The organism is Pedobacter sp. Leaf41 (genome assembly GCF_001422545.1).
Taxonomy (GTDB): Bacteria; Bacteroidota; Bacteroidia; order Sphingobacteriales; family Sphingobacteriaceae; genus Pedobacter.
In genome coordinates, this window is the sequence record NZ_LMLE01000001.1 from 1,333,265 (window position 1) to 1,353,925 (window position 20,661).

Sequence of the window (20,661 nt, forward strand, 5' to 3'; positions counted from 1 at the left end):
CTAAGCTCAAGTCGACCAAACCAAAAATCCAGTAACACATCAGTCAAATGAGGCTACCAGTATTGTTATGAGATTTTGGTCGCTGATTTAATCAAATAAAGATATCAGAAACCCGGCTGATAAATGGACACCAAAGGTATGCGCATTGGAATTATTAAGATAACAAAAGAAAAATTCTTGCTCTAGTTTAGCTTATAAACCCTGGTTGCGCTTTTTTTGAAGTAAGTGCTTCAATCAAAAATCTACACTGCTGAACTTGCATTTCCATATCGGAGGTGATCCGATTGAGGATTGTATAAGCCTTTCTGATCGGTCAAGAAGATTCCTAGTCTTAACCTCTCCATCCTACTCAAACTCTTTCTTGATCATCATTAGTCAATTCTAAAACAATACTGCGTAACCATGATTGGTAAGGAACATGCAGGTCTTCTAATGAACTTTTATAAAGCTAAACAATTAATAAACCTATTGAGAATTAATTCCTTTTAATGGTATGATTAAATACATCCCATATCATCTCAGGATCTTTCCTGGTATCTACTAGCTCAGGGTTTTGAAAGCTTGTACTATCAAACTGGTACTGGAGCCATTCCAAAACAACATTTTTTTGGTTACATGAAGTTCAAGAGACTGAACGGTTTTACCCACAAGTCCTCGATGAAGGTTTTTCGCCATTACGGCTAAATCGGGAAGTTCTGGCATTTGGGATGAATCTGGGTGCTAATGTAAAGCAACAACCCAAAGCGCCTGGCGATTGTTTTATCAACAGATTCGATTTCCATAAAAGAGTTTATACATAGTTGCGATCAAAGGTTCGCACTCTGTATTTTCCAACCGAAATAGAAATAAATTTGGAGTTGGACAAAACAATCAGATGATGTAAGCGTTATCATACCGTCATTAATAAACAATAACATACATTTGGTTAGTGGATAATATTGAAAAGGCTGTCGTAAGATAGCCTTTCTTTTGAGCGATCTTTCAATTACATTTTCGTACTGATCTTCGTACAAATGGTTTTAATTGAAGTTTTATATATTTGAACATTCTTAACAATCCGGGACGATTATTAGGTTCAAAGCCCTGTAGAAATGCAGGGCTTTTCTTTTAAACAAAAAAACGCCCCTCCCAGGGGCGCTCCTTTCATTATAATCTGGGACGATTAAATGTTTAGCTAATATAATACTGCAATTCAATATTCCTGTTAAATTAATAAAATATATTTACGCTGTAACCTTTAGGGGAAATAGTAGGTCGAATCAGACCAAATATTTGGTAATCTGCCGATATTCATGTTGTTGGGCTTCGAATAACTTACAGGTGCGGTTAAATGTTTTTTCTCGTTCTCCTAATTGCCATACCCCCTGCACCCGTCACTATCAATGCGAATATACCTAAGTTTGTATCAAGATCGCAGGGTATATTTGTAAATTGATACACGGTATTGAAAACACTACAATCTGTGTCAATACAGCATTGAACCACTGGTAGCTTTTGGTTATAAACCAAGAATCTCGGACAAACAGCAGTACTGGCCGTTAGTGTTTATACAGGTGAAGTGTTATATTTAGGCTTACTAGTATTGCCAGTGACGGCACCGAAACCATTTAATTGATAATGGATAACGGGATTTAAGGCTTTGTTACAGCCCTCTAGCGATTGAGCAAAAACATTGCCCTCACCTAATGCAAAAAAAACAAAAACAAACAATAATTTCCTCATTAGGCTATCTGGCTAGTAGAATTAAATTTAACTAGAAACCAGTTATTTAGCGCTGTTCATCTTGTTCAAATAGGATTGAGAAAAGCTTATACAAAAACTATTTATGTATGACTCGTTTTAAATAGAATTGGTTTTTCTTCATGCAGATTACAAACTTCTGTACTGCATTTTAATACGAAGCAGTTTCAAAATAACCGTTGCCGGAACAGGCTCACCCATATCACATTTCCAGAATTTTGTCCAGAAACATTTTAAATTAATAATAGATGCTCTGATTTCAACTTCCAATCATCTGTCGAACTGTTAATGGTTTACCTTTCTTCAAGATGGAACTTTCTTTGCAATATCCGCTATACTTGCCTTATCGCTTTAGGACAATAGATCGCTGAAATGAATGTTAAAGGCAACATGGATATTGCTAATGAAATCAGATTCAATATTGCAACTGTATTTCAAGCTTAATTGAAAATCATAGGCGAACCACTCGCTCGAAAAGGCTTAAATTTGACTGACAGAGAGTTTAAACTCATAAAAAAACCACCCTATTGAGAGTGGCCCATACCAGACAATAACTTTTATTCATGCATTTCCCTTGAATGGGCAAACCTTTTTCTCTAAGCTGAAACAATATTATGCTACCTTTTTATGCTCCTGCTCATGACTTACAACCATTTCCGTTAAATCGGCACGGAACTCTAAGAAGACTTTTTTTGTTCCTCTTACTGATTTAACATTCTTATCGCAATACAAATGATTTTTTCCCCTTAAAATAGTGATGAACGCTGCTACGGCATAATATAATCTTCTCATGTTGCATCTTCCCTCTTAAAATTTATTAAGGTCTAAAATTAACCCATTAACGGACGTCGCACAAATTTTATCGTCCGATTGTTACATTTAACAGCAGAATAGAGCTTTTAGGTTTAAGAAAAATATAGAGTAATAATGTTCTCGGACAATTTAAAAGGATCACAAAAATCATTAATCATTCTCTCCTAATCCATATTATAATCTCAGCAACAAAGTATTAGGAATATCATTGCGAAAGGAGGATTCTCAACGTCCCGATCAAATCCATGCAAGGAATTCGGTGAAGAAGGCAAACAAATTTTTCGTTGACGCGTTATTCTAACATGTCACCATTTAAAGCAGCAGTCATAGTCGGCGTAACAATTGGCCTTGTTTCATTCATTGGTATCAGGTTATTGTCCAGTCGTCATTCCGGCGCAGAAGCTGACCGATTATTTATTTAAAATTTACGCTATTGTTAAGTACCAAATTTCACTATTAATACGACCTGAGCATCCCTCATCAATGTTTACAACATAAAATTAAATCTTAAATACTTGCTTTTATAACGGTGTTGATATGAATAGTTTTAATCAAACTACAATCGCCTATAACTAGTATCAGCTGAACCACTAAAAAGAGAACTTGAACTTATCCAGAGGCTAAAAGCGCAATTTTCAAGGCTAAAACACCATCTTCTATGGTTACCTTAAGTTTATGGTTTTTATTCTCTATTTTTTGTATCAGATCACTCAATATAGATTGCACACAATTCCCATACACCTCGCCTTTAGATTGATTAATTTCAAAAGTACCCATAATTACTTCATCTATGGGATAAGCAATTCCAGAAAAAAGTTTGGTGGCTGTATCATTGCTGTTGTCAGCGCTACCCCATCCCTCCGGTCTCGACATATCTTTGGATGATTCCAATGACTCACTGTTTTGAATTATCCAACCCGGTAGTTTACTGATTTCTGCCTTGGTCTTGTTATTTACCATTGCGTGTATTTTTCCTTTCAAGGGCATCCAGCCTTCAATTTCTATTCTCGCCAGGTCATATGCAAGTTGTATAGTGGTCTGTTCAAACATTCCTGGTCCTGAGAAAGCATGATAATAACTGCCAATCAGCCCATCATCATATAAAACCATCGCCGCTACCCGGTCTCGCTGCTTACTGTTCCGGTGATGTGAAGCTCCAAATACCTTCTGAAAGTTTTGTTTGGTCAGTGAATTAACAATATCAAAAAAATGTACACCATGTTCCACCAGGATGCCACCGGACATCTCTTCATCCCAGAACCAGTGTTCTATCGGCAAGGCCTCATCCTGGGCATAATTATTCACCACAACATGTCTCAATTCTCCAAAGGCACCACTTTCACCCAGTTCTTTAACTTTCTGCATGATGCTATTATACCGGATCATGTGATTTACAGTGATGATTTTGCCTGTCTCTTTTTGTACTTTAAGAATTTCCTCTGCCGTCTCTTCTGTTATGGCTACTGGTTTTTCGAGTAATACATGTTTGCCTGCCTTCATTGCTTCGCATGCCATCTCCGCATGTAAGCCCGGTGGAGTAACAATACTCACAATATCGATGTTCGGATCGCCGAGCAGCTCTTTCCAATCATAGTAAACCTTGCAGCCAGGAATATCTTGGGTACGCTGACCGGTTTCAGCGATGGCAACAACCTTTGTATTTTCCATTTTATCAAACCAATGGTGAAGAAACTTTCCGAATCCACCGTAACCAATTATTCCTATTCTATAGTTTTCCATGTGCAAATGCGTGATCAGTTGTATTACTGTATTCTAACCAGTCTTGTACGCAATTGGTTTTACCTTTCGTAGCTATACGGTAGATAAAGTGTGCGGATAGGGACACCAACTGTAAGTGAATAGATGAAGAACATAAAAATATTTATTCCAGCTTATTGGATTTAACCGTATGCGACTTAAACATATCATAAAGCGTTGGCTCAATTGCCATTTCTGCAAAAGCATGGTCATCCACCCATACACAAGCAGCCATTTGAGCAGCCCGATCTATAATATTCTTTTCAATGGTTGAAGTGATGCGGGTGACTTCTCAAATCGGTTACCGTTAACTCCTCATACCTAGTTGAATCAATAATGTCTGTATCTACCATAATTTCCCTATATGGATCAGCTTGAATCATTTCTATTAATCAGCAGGTGTCGAAAGAAGATCCGTAAGTGTAGTAATTCCACCAAACAAGAATAGCCTAAACACCTCGGGCGATAATTGCTTCAATTTATTTGGCTAAGGTGGTAGATTATCAAACATTATTGTTTTAAATGGATTGTATTCTTACAACAACCCCTTCAACTATGAAAACGAAAATTTTTATACTAACTGTTGCACTAGTTCTGGCACTAAGTGCATGCAATGGCAAACAGGCGGATGAGCAGAATGTTGAAGAAATGAACCAGTATACTGATAGCACAACAAGTCAAGATTCATTGAGTGCCGACACTACTCACGATAAAACCACCAACGCACCAGCCGATGCTGGCACGGAACAAAAACAATAATCATTTTTCCATGGTAAATTGACGACCAGTTTGAGAAGGCTGGGCGTTTTTTTGGGTTAATAACAGTTCGTATCTTCTGCTCAAAGGTCATGATATGGTATGTAAAGTTTAAACCAGACAAATCCTGCCAATACTCTGAATCCAATATGTTTTTTACGATAAATGGAGTGTACCATTAAATTACTACAATAAATATTAATCTTCCGATATCACCCTTGCCCTTTGTAGTTTATAAGACAGCTATTTTCATCCAAGAGTAGACAAACCAGACGTCAGGAAGCAAAATCCCATCCGTGAAAGTTTTCAGCAACTCCTATTCCCTTGATTTTTCAAGAAATTTAACACTCCTTACAGGATAGAACAGGACGGAATAAATGTTTAAAACCGCTAACATCGCATAAGTTTAACCAAATATATATCCGTATCAACGACTAACTTACAGCCTGTAAATCCGCAATCTTATTATTTTTTCACTATGATCGCTGGGTTACCGAAAGGTAAACTACTGGAAGACGTTTCGCAAATCATTGATCGCTTATTAACCAAATATTAATTAAAATCATTACCATGAATTTGAATTTCCAATCAAAATCAAATCATCGGCTAAATGTATCAAGCAGAAAAAAAATCCTGATTGTAGGTGTTTCTGCATTGTCGTTTATGCTCATGAGTAACACCGTTAATGCGGCATCAGGCGCTGAAATTGTGCGCATTGTTCATGCAAAAAACAGTAAAAAACTCGATGTTACTGTAAAAGGAAAAATTACTGACGACAAAGGCGAAACCCTGGTAGGCGTTAGTATAAAAATTAAAGGCACAGCCCTGGCAACTACAACAGATGCCAACGGTGCATTTTCAATAAACATCCCCTCGACGGTTACAAACCCTGTTTTAGAGGTAAGTTATATTGGGTATGCAAGCCAGGATGTTCCGGTAAATGGAAGAACAACTATCACTGTTCAGTTGAAAAGTTCAATTAACGATCTTGATGAGGTAGTGATTGTGGGGTATAACAGCGTTAAGAAAAGCGATTTAACGGGAGCTGTAGTAAGTGTAGGTGCCGAAGAAATTAGATCCAGGCCGGTAACCAATGCGTTGCAAGCTATTCAGGGTAAAGCAGCCGGCGTTGATATTACATCGAATGAACGCCCAGGGCAATTGGGGAGTATATTGATTCGTGGTGTTAGATCAATCAACGCCAGTAATGCACCGCTATATGTAGTAGATGGGATTCCATTACAATTTGGCGGGATTGATGCGATCAATCCAAATGACATAGAAAATATTGACATTTTGAAGGATGCATCCGCTACGGCTATTTATGGTTCACGTGGGGCAAACGGCGTAATTTTAGTCACGACAAAAAAAGGTAAGACAGGTCGTTTAACTATGGACTATGTGGGTACAGCAACGATTGAAAGCCTTCAGGATAGAATGGAAATGATGAACTCAGAACAATATGTTCAGTTTAGAAGAGATGCATATCGTAGGGTTGGCTTTTTAAACCCTAATGCAGCTGCTAATTCTACCTATCCTTTGATACCAACATTGGCTGATGATAGAAGAATTTTTGCAGGAGATAACTACACGCTTGAAAACATTCAAAAAGGCTGGGCTAATGGCACCTACGACGGAAGCTTAATTCCAACCACTGATTGGGGAGATTTGGTAACTCGAACAGGAGTTACACAAGATCATGTGTTAAGTGTAAGCGGTGGTACCGATAAAATAAAAGCTTATGGTTCATTCGGCTATCTAAACCAAACAGGAACCCAGTTGGGTCAGGATTTTGAACGGTATAGTGGCAAATTAAGTGTTGAACTTAACCCTGTCAAATGGTTTAAAATGGGATTGAATCTAAATGCAACTTATGGTTTGCAGAACTATGGTTTTCAAGCAGCAAGTGCATCTGGTGCAGGCAACATTTATGCTGCTGCTCGAGGTATGCTTCCTTTAGCCATTCCTTTTGATGCAAATGGCAACAGAATTAACCTGCCAGGAGGAGATATTAATATTCAGAACCCTGTCTTAGAAGCAGATTACAATATTAACTTACGTAAAACACTAAGAACCTTAGGTTCTGCTTTTGCCGAATTTAACCTGATGAAAGGTTTAAAATACCGTCTGAATTTCGGACCAGACTTCTCAAACTTCTACAATGGTAGATATCAGGATGCTCGTTCTGTAAATAGGGATGCTGGTGTACCTGGTTCAAATAACAACTTTGCTCAACTAGATCAAAGTAATAAGTTTGCCTATACATTAGATCATCTAATCTATTATGATAAAACCATTGGCAAGCATAATTTTGGTGTAACTTTATTACAAAGCTCTTCATACAATAAGGATGAATCTTCCTCCATGCGTGGTAGCCGAATCAATCTGGCTGCACCACTTTGGTATGGATTAAGAGGCGCTAATATCACCGCTTTAGATGGTTTTGACACCAACCTTACAGAGACCAATTTAGAATCTTACATGGGAAGGATTAATTATACTTTTAATAACAGATATTTATTAACAGCATCCGGTCGTTGGGATGGCGCCTCACAACTTGCAGTTGGCAATAAGTGGGACTTTTTCCCTTCTGCTGCGTTTGCCTGGCGTATAGATCAGGAAGACTTTCTGAATGACATTAAATGGATCAATTCACTAAAAGTTAGGTTAGGCGTGGGAAGCACTGGGAATTCATCAGTACAAATTGGTAGTACACTAGGCCTTTTACAACCGCTTACCTATACCTTTGGTAGTGCTGCACAAGTGGGATACGTAGCATCTGATGCTTCTCTGGCCAATCCAATTTCTTTCCCAAATAAGCTTTTAAGCTGGGAAAAAACGTTACAGTATAATTTAGGTTTAGATTTCGGATTATTAGAAGGCAGAATTTCTGGTTCATTGGATATTTATAAATCAAGAACTACTGGCCTAATTTTATTAAAAGATATTCCAATTATTAATGGCTATCCATTTTCTTTCGATAACATAGCCGAAACCAAAAACAGAGGGCTGGATTTAACATTAAACACAGTTAATATTAAGACCAAAGATTTTACATGGGAATCAACATTAAATTTCTCTGTGAGCAAGGATGAAATTGTGAAACTGAATGCTGGCGACATCGTTTCAAATCGATTATTTCTTGGTCAAAGAAATGGTGTAGCTTATGATTTTGTAAAGGATGGAATATGGCAAAACACTGCAGAAGATTTAGCCGAAATGGCAAAATTTAGAGCCAATGGTGCAAATTTTAATCCTGGAGATATTAGAGTAAGAGATTTAAATGGTGATTACAGGATCGATGCCAATAATGACCGCCAAATACTTGGCCATTACAACCCAAGTTGGACAGGCGGTTTAACAAACACATTTGGTTACAAAAACTTTGATTTATCGATTTTCATGGTGGCTCGCTACAATTTCTTAATCGAAACTGGTGCAGAGGCCTTACAGGGTCGTTTTGCGCAACGTGTTCTAGACTATTGGACGCCAACGAATCCGACAAATGATTACCCATCACCAAATTATGCCAGTGCAGCTGGAGATCAGTATAAGAGTTCGATGAACTATCAGGATGGATCATTTATTAAAATCAGAAATATATCACTAGGTTATAATTTTGCTGAAAGTATTGCCAAGAAATTAACTCTATCGAGATTAAGAATTTATGCGCAAGCAATTAATCCGGGTTTGATCTATTCCAATATCAAATGGATTGACCCTGACTTAGGAGGTTCTACATTTAACAGAGGCGTGGTATTTGGAGTTAATGCAAGTTTCTAACCTATAAAGCGATTATAAAGTTTACATAATCTATTCCTGTAAACTTCACTTCATAAAAAATATTCAGATGAAAAAGATTATAAATTTAATATCAGGTGCTGCAATAATTGGAGGCTTAATGGTTTTACCAACCTCTTGCAAAAAAAGTTTTCTTGATGAAAATATTATCAATGCCAGAACAACTGCTGATTTCCAAACTATAGGTGGACTGGAAGATTTAGCGGTAGGAATGTACCAATCCTTAAAATTTCACTTCAATTATACCTGGGCTTATACCAGCAACAATTATGGCGTAGATGAATTTACAGTAGGCGGAGATAGAACTGAACAAATGTGGAACTCTTATGATGGCACATTAAATTCTTTCAACAGTGATGTCAGGGCTATTTTCGACAATATGTACGCAAATATCAATTCGGCAAATATCATGATTAAAAATGTACCCATTTATTATGAAGGTGCAAACAAAAACGCCCGCTTAGGTGAGGGTTACTTTATGCGTGCTTTCGATTACTTTAAACTGGTCAAGCAATTTGGCGGAGTTCCTTTACAACTTGAATCTTTAGAAGTAATCAAAGAGCAATTTACCAGAAATTCAGCTAAAGAAGTTTATGATCAGGTAATTAAAGATTTTACGCAAGCTTACGACTTACTTCCTGCAACGCCAGGGCAAACTGGGAGAATTACCAAATGGGCAGCTGCTCACTTTTTAGCCAAAGCTTATTTGTTTCGTGCAAGCGAACTTTATAACGACTGGAATAGTGATACAAAAACTGCTGACCTTCAAAATGCAGTCAAATATGCTGATTTAGTTATTAATAGTGGAGCACACACTTTGGCAACTAATTATAGCGATCTTTGGAATTTCACTACAGTTGATGGGCCAAATGAAACGAATAGAGAAGTAATTTTAGCGGCACAGTTTTCTAATAATACTGCTACACAAGGTCGTTACGGAAATCAGGTACACTTGTATTATCCTTCCATCTATCAAACATTGCCTGGTATGGTTCGTGATATTGCTGGTGGACGTGAATTTCAAAGATTGAAGACAACAGATTATGCAATTGACGTTTTCGATCGCGTTAATGACTCCAGGTTCTGGAAGAGTTTTAAAACAAGGTATATTGCGAACAATGCCAATAACTTACCTAAATGGACTGCTGCTAATGCGCCAACACCAGCTCTGGTAAATCAAAATAAGTTTAGCGTTGGCCAGGAATCGATTTTATACATTGTTAATGATGCTGGCGATAGCCGCTACACCAGTTCAAACATTGGCTTAAGAGCTCCGAGTATGTTTGTAAGGTATTTTTCGGGCCAGGCGCAAAGCTATTTAAACCCTCATGGAAATTATGGCGTTAGCCAATACGTAGCATTATCAAAATTCATGGATGGTTCCAGAAATTTGGTTGCTTCGCAATTTGGTCAACGTGATGGTATATTAGCGAGGTTGGGTGAAACTTACTTAATTGCAGCGGAAGCTGCCGGAAGACAAGGTTTGTATGCTCAAGCTATTACCTATATCAATAGAGTTCGTGACCGTGCTGCTTATAAAGACGGTGAAGATCGATCTTCGTATGTTGATGGTGGAGTATCTTACAAAACAAACCCTGCAGTGACCAACCTTAATGTGTCTTATTCAGATAAAAACACCTATTTCGAATCGAATAATATCCCAGTTACCACGACAAATACGTTGACATCAATGCACTTGACAAGTGAAAATGATATCTTTAATTCGAATAAAGACTTTTATGATAAGGTTGGTGCCGTATCTAATGCTGATAAATTTAATGCTTTCATATTAAACGAACGTTCAAGAGAACTAATGGGAGAATTAATAAGATGGGAAGATCTAGCCCGTACGAAAACATTGGTTGCAAGAACGGCGGCATTTAACCTAGAGGCTAAGCCGCTTGAGAACAAACACTATTTGCGACCACTACCTCAATCCTATTTGGATGTAATCAAAATCAATGGAGCTGCCTTATCACCAGCGCAAAAGCAAGAGATGCAAAATCCTAACTGGTAAGTTTGATCTGTCATTATTACAAGAGCAATTAACTTGAAGTTAATTGCTCTTTTTTGTTTGAAGGAGTTCGTATTACACCTATTTTTTCAAACGATTGAAATTTAAGTCTAGCCTCTCGATCCTTTTTGAACCTACTTTAAACAGGATGGAACAGGATGGTATACCAATTTTTAAACCGTAAAATCGTGTAAGCTATTTAACCGAATATTTGAGTCTTAAGATTGTTGACAACACCATGTTGCGGCATGCTGAAGCATTACATCTTATGAAAATCTTTATCTATAAAAAAATTATCTTCGCTTGCTTGCTTTTAGTTTCCATATTCAGTGTTGCACAACAAAAAGGCACATCATTAATTAATAAACCTCTTTTCAGAGATCCTATATTTGATGGAGCGGCAGATCCAGTCGTCATTTGGAATAAGAGTGAAAAAAAGTGGTTTATGTTTTATACTAACAGGCGAGCCAATGCAAAAAATCTTGATGGAGTGAGCTGGGTACATGGAACCAGAATTGGCATCGCCGAATCAAAAGATGGCATAAAATGGAAATACCGTGATACTTGCGACATCCAATATCGCCTAACGGATTACACCCACTGGGCGCCAGAAGTGATAGAAAACAAAGGCACCTACCACATGTACCTTACCTACGTACCGGGAGTTTTTAAAGATTGGCGCCATCCACGGTATATTATTCATTTAACCAGTAAAAACTTAATTAACTGGAAATTCGAATCAAAATTGCCTCTAGCCTCCGATCGTTGCATAGATGCCTGCGTATTTAAGTTGCCTAATAACCAGGGTTGGCGGATGTATTACAATAATGAAGTGGCAGGCAAATCGATCTTCTACGCTGATAGCAAAGACCTTTACCATTGGGTTGATAGCGGGAAAAGAATTGTTGGCGATAAAGGATGCGAAGGGCCAAAGGTTTTCTACTGGAAAAATACCTATTGGATGATTGTTGACAACTGGAAAGGCCTTGGTGTCTATTCCTCAACTGATCTATTAACCTGGAAAAGGCAGGAAAAAAACATATTGCAGTCGCCAGGCAAAGGCGTAGATGATGGCGTGATGGGTGGCCATTGCGATGTGCTGGTCAACAATGGAAAAGCTTACGTTTATTATTTCACACATCCCGGCAAAACACCTGAAAATAAAGGCATAGATAATTACACCACCAGAAGAAGCTCCATACAAATGGCTGAACTGAAATATGAAAATGGTGAAATAACTTGCCACAGAGATGAACCTCTTTATGTGAAATTAACACACTAACCAAATAAAATGAAATACCTCTACCTCATCGTTTTATGCGGCCTCATGGCAGGTAACCTTCACGCACAAAATCAGCGGAAAACCTATAATTTTAACCCTGGCTGGAAACTTCTTGTAGGCGATCAGGAAGATGCCAAAAACGTTGAATTTGATGACAACAGCTGGAAATCAATCACGCTTCCCCACGCCTGGAATGAAGATGAGGCATTTAAAAAATCTATAGAACAGCTCTCTACTGGCATCGTCTGGTATAGAAAACATTTCAAAGTTGAAGGCTCAAAAGACCATAAAGTTTTCCTTGAATTTGAAGGAATCAGGCAGGCCGGAGAATTTTATTTAAATGGGGTGTTTATTGGTCGGCATGAAAATGGGGTAACTGCTTTCGGCTTTGATATCAGTGATTTAATTCAGCCAGACAAAGACAATGTGCTTGCCGTACGAATTGATAATGCCTGGAATTACAAAGAGAAGGCTACAAACTCGGGTTACCAATGGAGTGATAAAAATTTTAATGCCAATTACGGCGGAATCTCTAAAAATGTTCGCCTGCACCTCACGGGAAAGATTTATCAAACTTTGCCATTAAATGCTTTACTAAAAACAACGGGCAATTATATTTATGCCAAAAACTTTGATATCACAGGTAAAAAAGCAGTAATTGTTTCTGAATCGCAAGTGCGTAATGAGACCTCAGCAATAAGCGAAGTGCAGTATGAGGTGCAAATTAAAGATGCATCAGGTAAAGTGATTAAAACTTTTCAATCGACAGCTCAGAACTTAGCGCCAGGAACAACCGCAATGCTAAAAGCAGAGGCAATGGTTGAGGGATTGAATTTCTGGAGTTGGGGCTATGGATATTTATACACGGTTACTTCCCGAATTAAAATAAACGGCAATACCGTTGATGAATTAAATACGAAAACCGGATTTAGGAAGGCTGAATTTGAAGATGGTATGGTTTACCTCAATGATCGGGTATTGATGATTAAAGGATACGCACAACGCACCAGCAACGAGTGGCCTGCCATTGGTTTGTCGGTACCCGCCTGGTTGAGTGATTACAGCAATCAATTGATGGTAGAAAGCAATGCCAATTTAGTAAGATGGATGCATATTGCGCCATGGAAACAAGATGTAGAATCCTGCGACCGGGTAGGTTTAATTCAAGCAATGCCTGCCGGTGATGCCGAAAAAGATGTAACGGGAACCCGGTGGGATCAACGAAAGTCAGTAATGACAGATGCCATTATTTACAATCGAAATAACCCAAGCATCCTGTTCTACGAATGTGGTAATGAATCTATTAGTGCCGCCCACATGGTTGAAATGAAGGCAATTCGAGATCAGTACGACCCTAACGGAGGCCGGGCGATCGGCTCCAGAGAAATGTTGGACATTCCTTCCGCAGAATATGGCGGCGAAATGCTTTACATTAATAAAAGCGCTTCGAAACCCTTGTGGTCGATGGAATATTCCAGAGATGAAGGTTTAAGAAAATACTGGGACGAGTTTTCGCCTCCCTTTCATAAAGATGGTGCGGGTCCGCTTTACAAGGGTGCAGATGCCAGCATTTATAATAGAAACCAGGATACACATGCTATAGAAAACGTAGTGAGATGGAATGAATATTACAAAGAAAGACCAGGGACAGGAAAAAGGGTAAGTTCTGGAGGCGTGAATATCATCTTTTCGGACTCTAACACCCATTACCGTGGAGAAGAAAATTACCGTCGCAGTGGCGAAGTAGATGCGATGAGAATCCCTAAAGATGGATTTTATGCGCATAAAGTGATTTGGGATGGCTGGGTTGATACCAAGAAAACAGGCATTCATATTATCGGTCACTGGAATTATAAAGCTGGAATTAAAAAGGATATTCACGTAATCGCCTCAGGCGATAAAACTGAACTGTTTGTTAATGGAAAATCATTGGGTTTTGGAGCCAAAAGAGATGGCTTTGTGTATACTTTTAAAGATGTTGCTTATAAATCTGGAAGCTTAAAGGCAATTTCTTATGACGATAAAGGTGTTAAATTAGCTGAAAAGCAAGTAAAAACCGCCGGAACGCCTGTTGCCATTAAACTGACCAAGCTACAACATCCCACAGGATTTAAAGCAGATGGTGCTGATTTGGCACTTGTTCAAGTTGAGGTTGTAGACGCTGAAGGAAATAGGAACCCGATCGCATTGAACTTAATTAATTTCGAAATAAGTGGTCCGGCAGAGTGGCGTGGTGGTTTAGCGCAAGGGCCAGATAACTACATCTTATCCAAACAGTTGCCGGTTGAAGGCGGCGTAAACCGGCTATTAATTCGATCAACCACAACGCCGGGTAAAATCAATATCATTGCAAAAGCTGATGGATTAAAATCCGCTACAATTACATTAGAAACGCTTCTCGTAAATGTTAAAGATGGTTTATCGGTCCAGTTTCCGGCTGACGGATTAAAATCAAACTTACAGCGTGGAGAAACACCAGTGGCACAAACTTATCAAATGAGCAGAACACCTGTAACCATTTTATCAGCTTCTGCCGGCGCTAATACAGAAAAGGCTAAGCTAAGTTATGATGATAATGAGCTCAGCGACTGGGTAAACGATGGTAATTTAAACACCGCCTGGATCAAATATAATTTGGCTAAAGAAACCAGGGTTACAGAAGTTGAATTGAAAGTAAATGGTTTTAGAACTAAAGCGTATCCAATAAGAATTTTGGTGGACGACAAAGAAGTTTTCAAAGGCAATACCATCCCAAGTTTGGGCTATTTTACCGCTGTGTGTAAACCAACAACAGGCAAAACGGTAACTATTCAGCTTCTTGGTTCTGGAAAAGAGACGGCGGAGAGCGAAAAAATCGGCGTTGAAGTGAATGGCAAAAAGCTTGATGACGGCATCGAGCGGGCTGAAACCAAATCAAAGGGAGGCTTAAGCATTATCGAAACCGAAATTTACGGAGCTAAATAGAAGAAAAATTACGAGGTGTATAGCTGATTATCATAGTAAGACGCGATCATCTTAAAGAATGAGTTTGCGGCAGTGACCAGGCGTATCGAAATTCTAGCACTAGAAAATAAAGTCAATTGAAAATTAAATGAGCAAAATAAAAAATCATTTCAAACTACCTGTTCTAATACTTACTTTTTTGCTTTTGCTTACCGCTGTAAATAATCTACAGGCACAGTTTGCAAAAATCAAAAATGATAATTTCTGGAAAACGATAGATGGCCAGCCAATTTATAGTCAAGGCGGTGGTATTTTTCAGTTTACCGATCCAAAATCTGGCACTAAAAAATATTTCTGGTATGGAGTCAAATATGCGGAGGCCGAACTTTACCTAAACAATCCATCAGTTACCTATCCAAATGCAACATTCGAATCCGTTACTTGCTATAGTTCTACTGATTTGGTGAACTGGATCAGCGAAGGTAACGTGCTAACCAAAGATGAAATTAGCAGAGTACCTAAAACCTGGGTTGGTAGATTGGGTGTGGCCTATATTGCAACTCTAAAAAAATACGCCATGTTTGTTCAGCATGGTAATCAGGTGCTCATTACTACTGCTGATACTCCGAACGGTGCCTTTGAATGGCATCAACGAATAAACATGGAACCAATGATTGGAACCAGCAATACTGGGGATCAAACTGTTTTTACGGATGAGGATACTGGAAAATCATATCTGGTTTATTCTTATGGTCGCGGTCGCAATAAAATTTATCTTTCAGAAATCGGAGTAAAAAACGGCAAAGTTAACTTGCTTGATTGTGTAGAAATTTTCAAGGGCGAGAGCCGTGAGGGCAATTGCATGTTCAAATATGGAGGGAAATATTACATGTATGCCTCAAATATTTATGGATGGGATGGCTCGCTGGCTTACTATTTAGTGGCCGATAACATCAGTGGACCGTATTTACCTAGCAACAAAATGCTGGTTACGAACGGAAGCGCTGATGATTATGCTCACATTTCACAAACAGGTTTCTTCGTTAACGTCAAAGGTTCAAAAGCAGAAACTGTTGTTTTTTGTGGTGATCGCTGGGCTAATTTCGCTGGAAATGGATTAGGTTATAATCAATGGTGTCCACTATCTTTTGCAGGAAAAACGCCGTTTTTCAATTCTCTGAACTCATGGAATCTCAATATTGAAACAGGCACCTGGAAAGTTGCTGAAGATAATGACTTTGTTAAAAATGGTAGCTTTGAAGCAGATAGAAAACGGATTCCAAGCGTGTTTAAGCCAGTTCAGATGCAATTAACAGGTTGGAAAACGTCTGTCATTAAAGGAAATCAAATTAGCCTGGATAGTTTAACCTCCCCAACGTTAAATCATTTCAACAGCACAGCAGAAAGAAAAATTGTTATTGGCGAGAAGAGTTTAAATGTTAGCGATAAAGTAAATTTCCAGCGAAAAATTAATCAGATTATTACTTCAACTATCCCTGTGCAATTGGTTCACGGGCGCTATAAATTAACCGCAAAAGTAAAAAACAATGGCCGATTTAAGAATCTGGAAATGTATGCTGTAAGCGGAGGCAAAAGACTCAGTCATCACTTTGAAAAAGAAAGTAATGATTGGAATACTATTATGCTCGAGAACATTGGTATTGTTAACGGGAAAGTTGAAATTGGCTTTTTGGCCGAGGGAATGGCTGGTGCCAGCTGCTTGATAGACGATGTTTCTTTAATTAAAAGTAAATAAAACTGATGCGTAAATGCAAACTTTTGAGCATTCTATGGAGCATGCTGCTTTTTCAAGCGTTGAATTTATTTGCTCAACAGCCTGGAAAAACTGATGCAATTTATTCTGGTTTATCGTGGTATGATCAAAATGGTAATGTAGTAAGTGCTCACGGGGGAAATATCATTAAAGAAGGAAGTCGGTATTATCTGTTTGGCGAATCACATAGCGATACCAGCAATGCATTCGAAGGTTTCAACTGCTACTCTTCACAAGACCTTTACAACTGGAAATTTGAAAGCGTTGCTCTTCCAAAACAACTAAACGGAAAGCTCGGTCCAAATCGAGTTGGAGAACGCGTAAAAGTGATGAAAAATCCCTCTTCAGGACTTTTTGTGATGTTGATGCATGTTGATACTTTAGGCTATAAAGATCAATTTGTCGGTTATGCTACTTCAAAAAACATCACAGGACCCTACCTATTTAACGGACCTCTTTTATTTAAGGGAAAAGCGATCAAAAAATGGGATATGGGTACTTTTCAGGATGATGATGGAAAAGGGTACTTGCTTACCCATGGCGGAATTATTTATCGGTTAAGTGACGATTACCAATCTGCAAGTGAACTGCTGAATCAAAATATATCTACAGGTTTTGAATCGCCCACACTGTTTAAAAGAAGTGGAATTTATTATTTTATTGGATCTCATCTAAGCTCTTGGGAAAAGAATGATAATTATTATTATACTTCATCTTCGCTGTCAGGTCCATGGAAATTTGGTGGAATATTAGCACCAAAAGGAAAACTTACGTGGAATTCACAATCAACCTTTGTACTGGAAATACCTGGAAAATCTGATACAACTTACATGTTTATGGGCGATAGGTGGTCCTATCCAAAACAGCATTCTGCTGCGAGCTATGTTTGGCAACCCATCAGTTTTGCAGCTGATTCGATTTCTATCTCTACATTTCTACAGGCCTGGAAAATAAATCAAGTTAGTGGCAAAGCAACGGTGAAAGCGCTTGATTATCAAATGCTTTTAAGCAATAACAAACTCCTAAAATATGCCGGGCGGTGGGTCGATACGACTATCAACGAATCTCCAGTTATGCGATCAATCGACTCTAAATCTTCGCTTTCTGTCGAATTTATCGGTACTCAAATTGGAATTTATGGATTAACCTTACCTGATAATGGTTACGCAAGAGTATCTGTGAGCAATAAAAGCGGAAAAATTTTGGTAAATACACTGGTAGATTTTTATTCCAAAACTCCTGCTTCGCAATTGATATTTTTATCGCCAATATTAAAAAAATCAAGTTATAAACTAAGGTTAGAGGTAACAGGCGAGCGCCCAAATTGGTCCGATAAGAAAAAAACGGTTTACGGCAGCACAGCAAATAATATCTCCCTATCAAAAATAATTATCAAATAATAAAAGCAAAGATGAATTTAAAACTACTACTCCTGCTGATTGTTTCCTTTGCAGTACCCCAGCTCCTATTCGCCGACTTTATCTTTCGCAACGGGAAGAATATGGAAATCTCATTCCCTGGCGGAGAAGAAGATGTAGTACAAACGGCAGTTGATATTTTTTCAAAAGATTTTAGCGCTGTTTTTAATGCAAATTTATTGAAAGGTTCAAACGCTCAGATTATAGTCGGCACTCTTGGGAATCATTCCCTTGCAGAAAAACTGATTGATCAGGCCTCTTTGGAAAAGCTGAAAATTCATTCTGAAGGTTATGCCTTATGGGTTGAAAAAGACAAAATGTACATCTTGGGTAGCGACAAAAGAGGCACCGCCTATGGCATACTCGAATTATCTCGTCGCATCGGCGTTTCACCTTGGGAATGGTGGGCAGATGCGGCCATCGCCAGGAAAAATTCACTAAGCTTTAAAAATGGGTTTCAATTATTAGAACATCCATCGGTGGCATATCGTGGTATATTTATCAACGATGAAGATTTCGGTTTGATGCCCTGGAGTTCCCGCACTTTCGAACCTTCGAAAATTAAAGGGCAAATAGGGCCAAAAACACATGCCCAAATTTTTGAACTGCTGTTGCGTTTAAGGGCAAATGCTTTTTGGCCAGCCATGCACGAAGTTTCTGTAGCTTTTTTTCAAACGCCTGGTAATAGGGAAATGGCTGATAAATATGGAATCGTTGTTGGTTCATCACATTGTGAACCGATGATGAGAAGTGCCAATACAGAATGGAAAATTGATGGTAAAGGCAATTATGACTATGTAAATAATCGTGAAAATGTGTTGCGCTTTTGGGAAACCCGAGTGAAGGAACTTACAAACTCTGACAACATTTATACCTTAGGAATTAGAGGGGTTCACGATGGAAAAATGCAAGGGGCAAATACCTTAAAGGAACAATTTGATGCCATCACCTCGATAATTAAAGATCAACGCATCATGATCAGTGAGAATTTAAATCCCGATTTGACTAAAGTTCCGCAAGTTTTTATTCCTTACAAAGAGGTTCTGGATGTGTATAAAATGGGCCTTAAAGTGCCTGATGATGTGACTTTGATGTGGACAGATGATAATTATGGCTATATCCGCCACTTCCCTACCGAAGCAGAGCGGAACCGCAAAGGCGGAAACGGGATTTACTACCACATTTCTTACTGGGGTCGCCCGCATGATTACCTTTGGCTGTCTACCAATCATCCTGCGCAAATTTACACGCAAATGAAGCTCGCTTATGATAAAGGTGCTAAAGACATGTGGATCCTGAACGTTGGTGATATTAAGCCAGGGGAGTATTTAACAGAACTATTCTTGGATATGGCTTGGAATATCGATTCGATTGAAGATAATAAAAAAGGATTGGATCAACATTTAAAAACATGGCTTACAAGAGAGTTTGGCCAGCCATATGCTGCTGATTTACTCGCCGTAATGAATGAATACTATCGTTTGGCCTATATCCGAAAACCCGAATTTATGGGAAACACCCGAACTGAGGAAACCGACCCGAAATTTAAAGAAGTTACTGATCTACCCTGGAGTGAGCAGGAAATAAAAAACCGTATCGCCGACTATGATAAAATTTCGGAAAAAGTAGTCCAGCTTTCTAAAGCTATACCAGCCGACAAGCAAAATGCCTGGTTTGAATTAATTGAATACCCCGTACGTGGGGCAGCAGAGTTAAACAGAAAGCTGCTATATGCGCAACTTGCCAGACATGGTCGTGCGAATTGGTCGCAAAGCGAAGCCGCTTATGACGCCATTGAAAAACTCACGACTAAGTATACAACTTTGGCGAATGGAAAATGGAAAAACATGATGGATTTCAAACCAAGAAATCTTGCAGTTTTTCAAAAACTACCGCAAGTAAAATCAGCAACTCCGCTTAAAACTTTTCAAGCCCCTTTTGCAACATTCAACGGAAATGAATTTGTAAAATTTGAAGGTACAAAACCTGTATCACATGGCTTAGGTCACCAAAGTGGAGCGGTATCTATCAAAAAAGGAGATCACGCAGTTTATGAATTTAATAGCCTTGCAAAGGATTCGATAAGAGTTGAAGTAGCGCTTGCTCCGAATTTACCGGTGGAAGGAAAATTGATTCGGTTTGAAATCAAAATTGATGATCAGGCTCCAAAAATTGTGGATTACCATACCAGCGACAGAAATGAGGAATGGAAAATCAATGTTTTAACCAATCAAGCCAAACGTATGATTATTACCAGGTTGGACAATAAACAACGCAACCACTCCATTACCATTAAAGCGTTGGATGAGAACGTTGTTTTGGATCAAATAAAAATTTATAACCTATAGATTATCAAAACAAA

The 20,661-nt window shown here is 38.5% G+C and carries 11 protein-coding genes; 8 read left to right on the top strand and 3 right to left on the bottom strand.

Annotated elements, in window-relative coordinates; all coding sequences use genetic code 11:
- Window positions 1-540: 540 nt before the first annotated feature.
- The 3 genes from ASE92_RS21095 to ASE92_RS05790 form a co-directional block, all read right to left on the bottom strand.
- Window positions 541-702 (bottom strand): hypothetical protein, encoded by a 162-nt coding sequence (locus ASE92_RS21095; RefSeq protein ID WP_157255638.1) that lies wholly within the window; start codon window positions 700-702, stop codon window positions 541-543.
- 1,650 nt (window positions 703-2,352) lie between these two features.
- The gene (locus ASE92_RS05785; RefSeq protein ID WP_056849092.1) at window positions 2,353-2,532 is read right to left on the bottom strand and encodes a hypothetical protein; all 180 of its coding nucleotides are present in this window, start codon (window positions 2,530-2,532) and stop codon (window positions 2,353-2,355) included.
- A gap of 630 nt (window positions 2,533-3,162) precedes the next feature.
- Window positions 3,163-4,293, bottom strand: coding sequence for a Gfo/Idh/MocA family protein (locus tag ASE92_RS05790; RefSeq protein ID WP_056849093.1), 1,131 nt, complete (start codon window positions 4,291-4,293; stop codon window positions 3,163-3,165).
- A gap of 540 nt (window positions 4,294-4,833) precedes the next feature.
- Here ASE92_RS05790 and ASE92_RS05795 point away from each other — a divergent pair.
- The 8 genes from ASE92_RS05795 to ASE92_RS05830 all read left to right on the top strand — a co-directional run bounded on the left by ASE92_RS05795 (window position 4,834) and on the right by ASE92_RS05830 (window position 20,647).
- The gene (locus tag ASE92_RS05795; RefSeq protein ID WP_157255639.1) at window positions 4,834-5,070 is read left to right on the top strand and encodes a hypothetical protein; all 237 of its coding nucleotides are present in this window, start codon (window positions 4,834-4,836) and stop codon (window positions 5,068-5,070) included.
- A 567-nt stretch (window positions 5,071-5,637) separates the two neighbouring features.
- Entirely contained in the window at window positions 5,638-8,850 is a 3,213-nt protein-coding gene (locus tag ASE92_RS05800; RefSeq protein ID WP_056849095.1) for a TonB-dependent receptor, read from the top strand.
- Window positions 8,851-8,917: 67 nt separating this feature from the next.
- A complete protein-coding gene (locus ASE92_RS05805) occupies window positions 8,918-10,885 on the top strand; it encodes a RagB/SusD family nutrient uptake outer membrane protein (protein ID WP_056849096.1) in 1,968 nt (655 codons plus the stop codon).
- Between the two features lie 265 nt (window positions 10,886-11,150).
- A complete protein-coding gene (locus ASE92_RS05810; RefSeq protein WP_056849301.1) occupies window positions 11,151-12,164 on the top strand; it encodes a family 43 glycosylhydrolase in 1,014 nt (337 codons plus the stop codon).
- 9 nt (window positions 12,165-12,173) lie between these two features.
- Window positions 12,174-15,128, top strand: a complete 2,955-nt coding sequence (locus ASE92_RS05815) for a DUF4982 domain-containing protein (RefSeq protein WP_056849097.1) — start codon at window positions 12,174-12,176, stop codon at window positions 15,126-15,128.
- A 127-nt stretch (window positions 15,129-15,255) separates the two neighbouring features.
- A complete protein-coding gene (locus ASE92_RS05820) occupies window positions 15,256-16,863 on the top strand; it encodes a family 43 glycosylhydrolase (RefSeq protein WP_056849098.1) in 1,608 nt (535 codons plus the stop codon).
- Window positions 16,864-16,886: 23 nt separating this feature from the next.
- Window positions 16,887-18,281: a family 43 glycosylhydrolase gene (locus ASE92_RS05825; RefSeq protein WP_200926331.1), complete on the top strand. Its 1,395-nt coding sequence runs from the start codon at window positions 16,887-16,889 to the stop codon at window positions 18,279-18,281.
- Window positions 18,282-18,292: 11 nt separating this feature from the next.
- A complete protein-coding gene (locus ASE92_RS05830; RefSeq protein WP_056849100.1) occupies window positions 18,293-20,647 on the top strand; it encodes a glycosyl hydrolase 115 family protein in 2,355 nt (784 codons plus the stop codon).
- The last annotated feature ends 14 nt before the right edge of the window (window positions 20,648-20,661 follow it).

Excerpts from the sequence above, each read along its gene's own strand:
- ASE92_RS21095 (WP_157255638.1), bottom strand. The coding sequence starts at position 702 with ATGCCAGAACTTCCCGATTTAGCCGTAATGGCGAAAAACCTTCATCGA.
- ASE92_RS05785 (WP_056849092.1), bottom strand. The coding sequence starts at position 2,532 with ATGAGAAGATTATATTATGCCGTAGCAGCGTTCATCACTATTTTAAGG.
- ASE92_RS05790 (WP_056849093.1), bottom strand. The coding sequence starts at position 4,293 with ATGGAAAACTATAGAATAGGAATAATTGGTTACGGTGGATTCGGAAAG.
- ASE92_RS05795 (WP_157255639.1), top strand. The coding sequence starts at position 4,834 with ATGGATTGTATTCTTACAACAACCCCTTCAACTATGAAAACGAAAATT.
- ASE92_RS05800 (WP_056849095.1), top strand. The coding sequence starts at position 5,638 with ATGAATTTGAATTTCCAATCAAAATCAAATCATCGGCTAAATGTATCA.
- ASE92_RS05805 (WP_056849096.1), top strand. The coding sequence starts at position 8,918 with ATGAAAAAGATTATAAATTTAATATCAGGTGCTGCAATAATTGGAGGC.
- ASE92_RS05810 (WP_056849301.1), top strand. The coding sequence starts at position 11,151 with ATGAAAATCTTTATCTATAAAAAAATTATCTTCGCTTGCTTGCTTTTA.
- ASE92_RS05815 (WP_056849097.1), top strand. The coding sequence starts at position 12,174 with ATGAAATACCTCTACCTCATCGTTTTATGCGGCCTCATGGCAGGTAAC.
- ASE92_RS05820 (WP_056849098.1), top strand. The coding sequence starts at position 15,256 with ATGAGCAAAATAAAAAATCATTTCAAACTACCTGTTCTAATACTTACT.
- ASE92_RS05830 (WP_056849100.1), top strand. The coding sequence starts at position 18,293 with ATGAATTTAAAACTACTACTCCTGCTGATTGTTTCCTTTGCAGTACCC.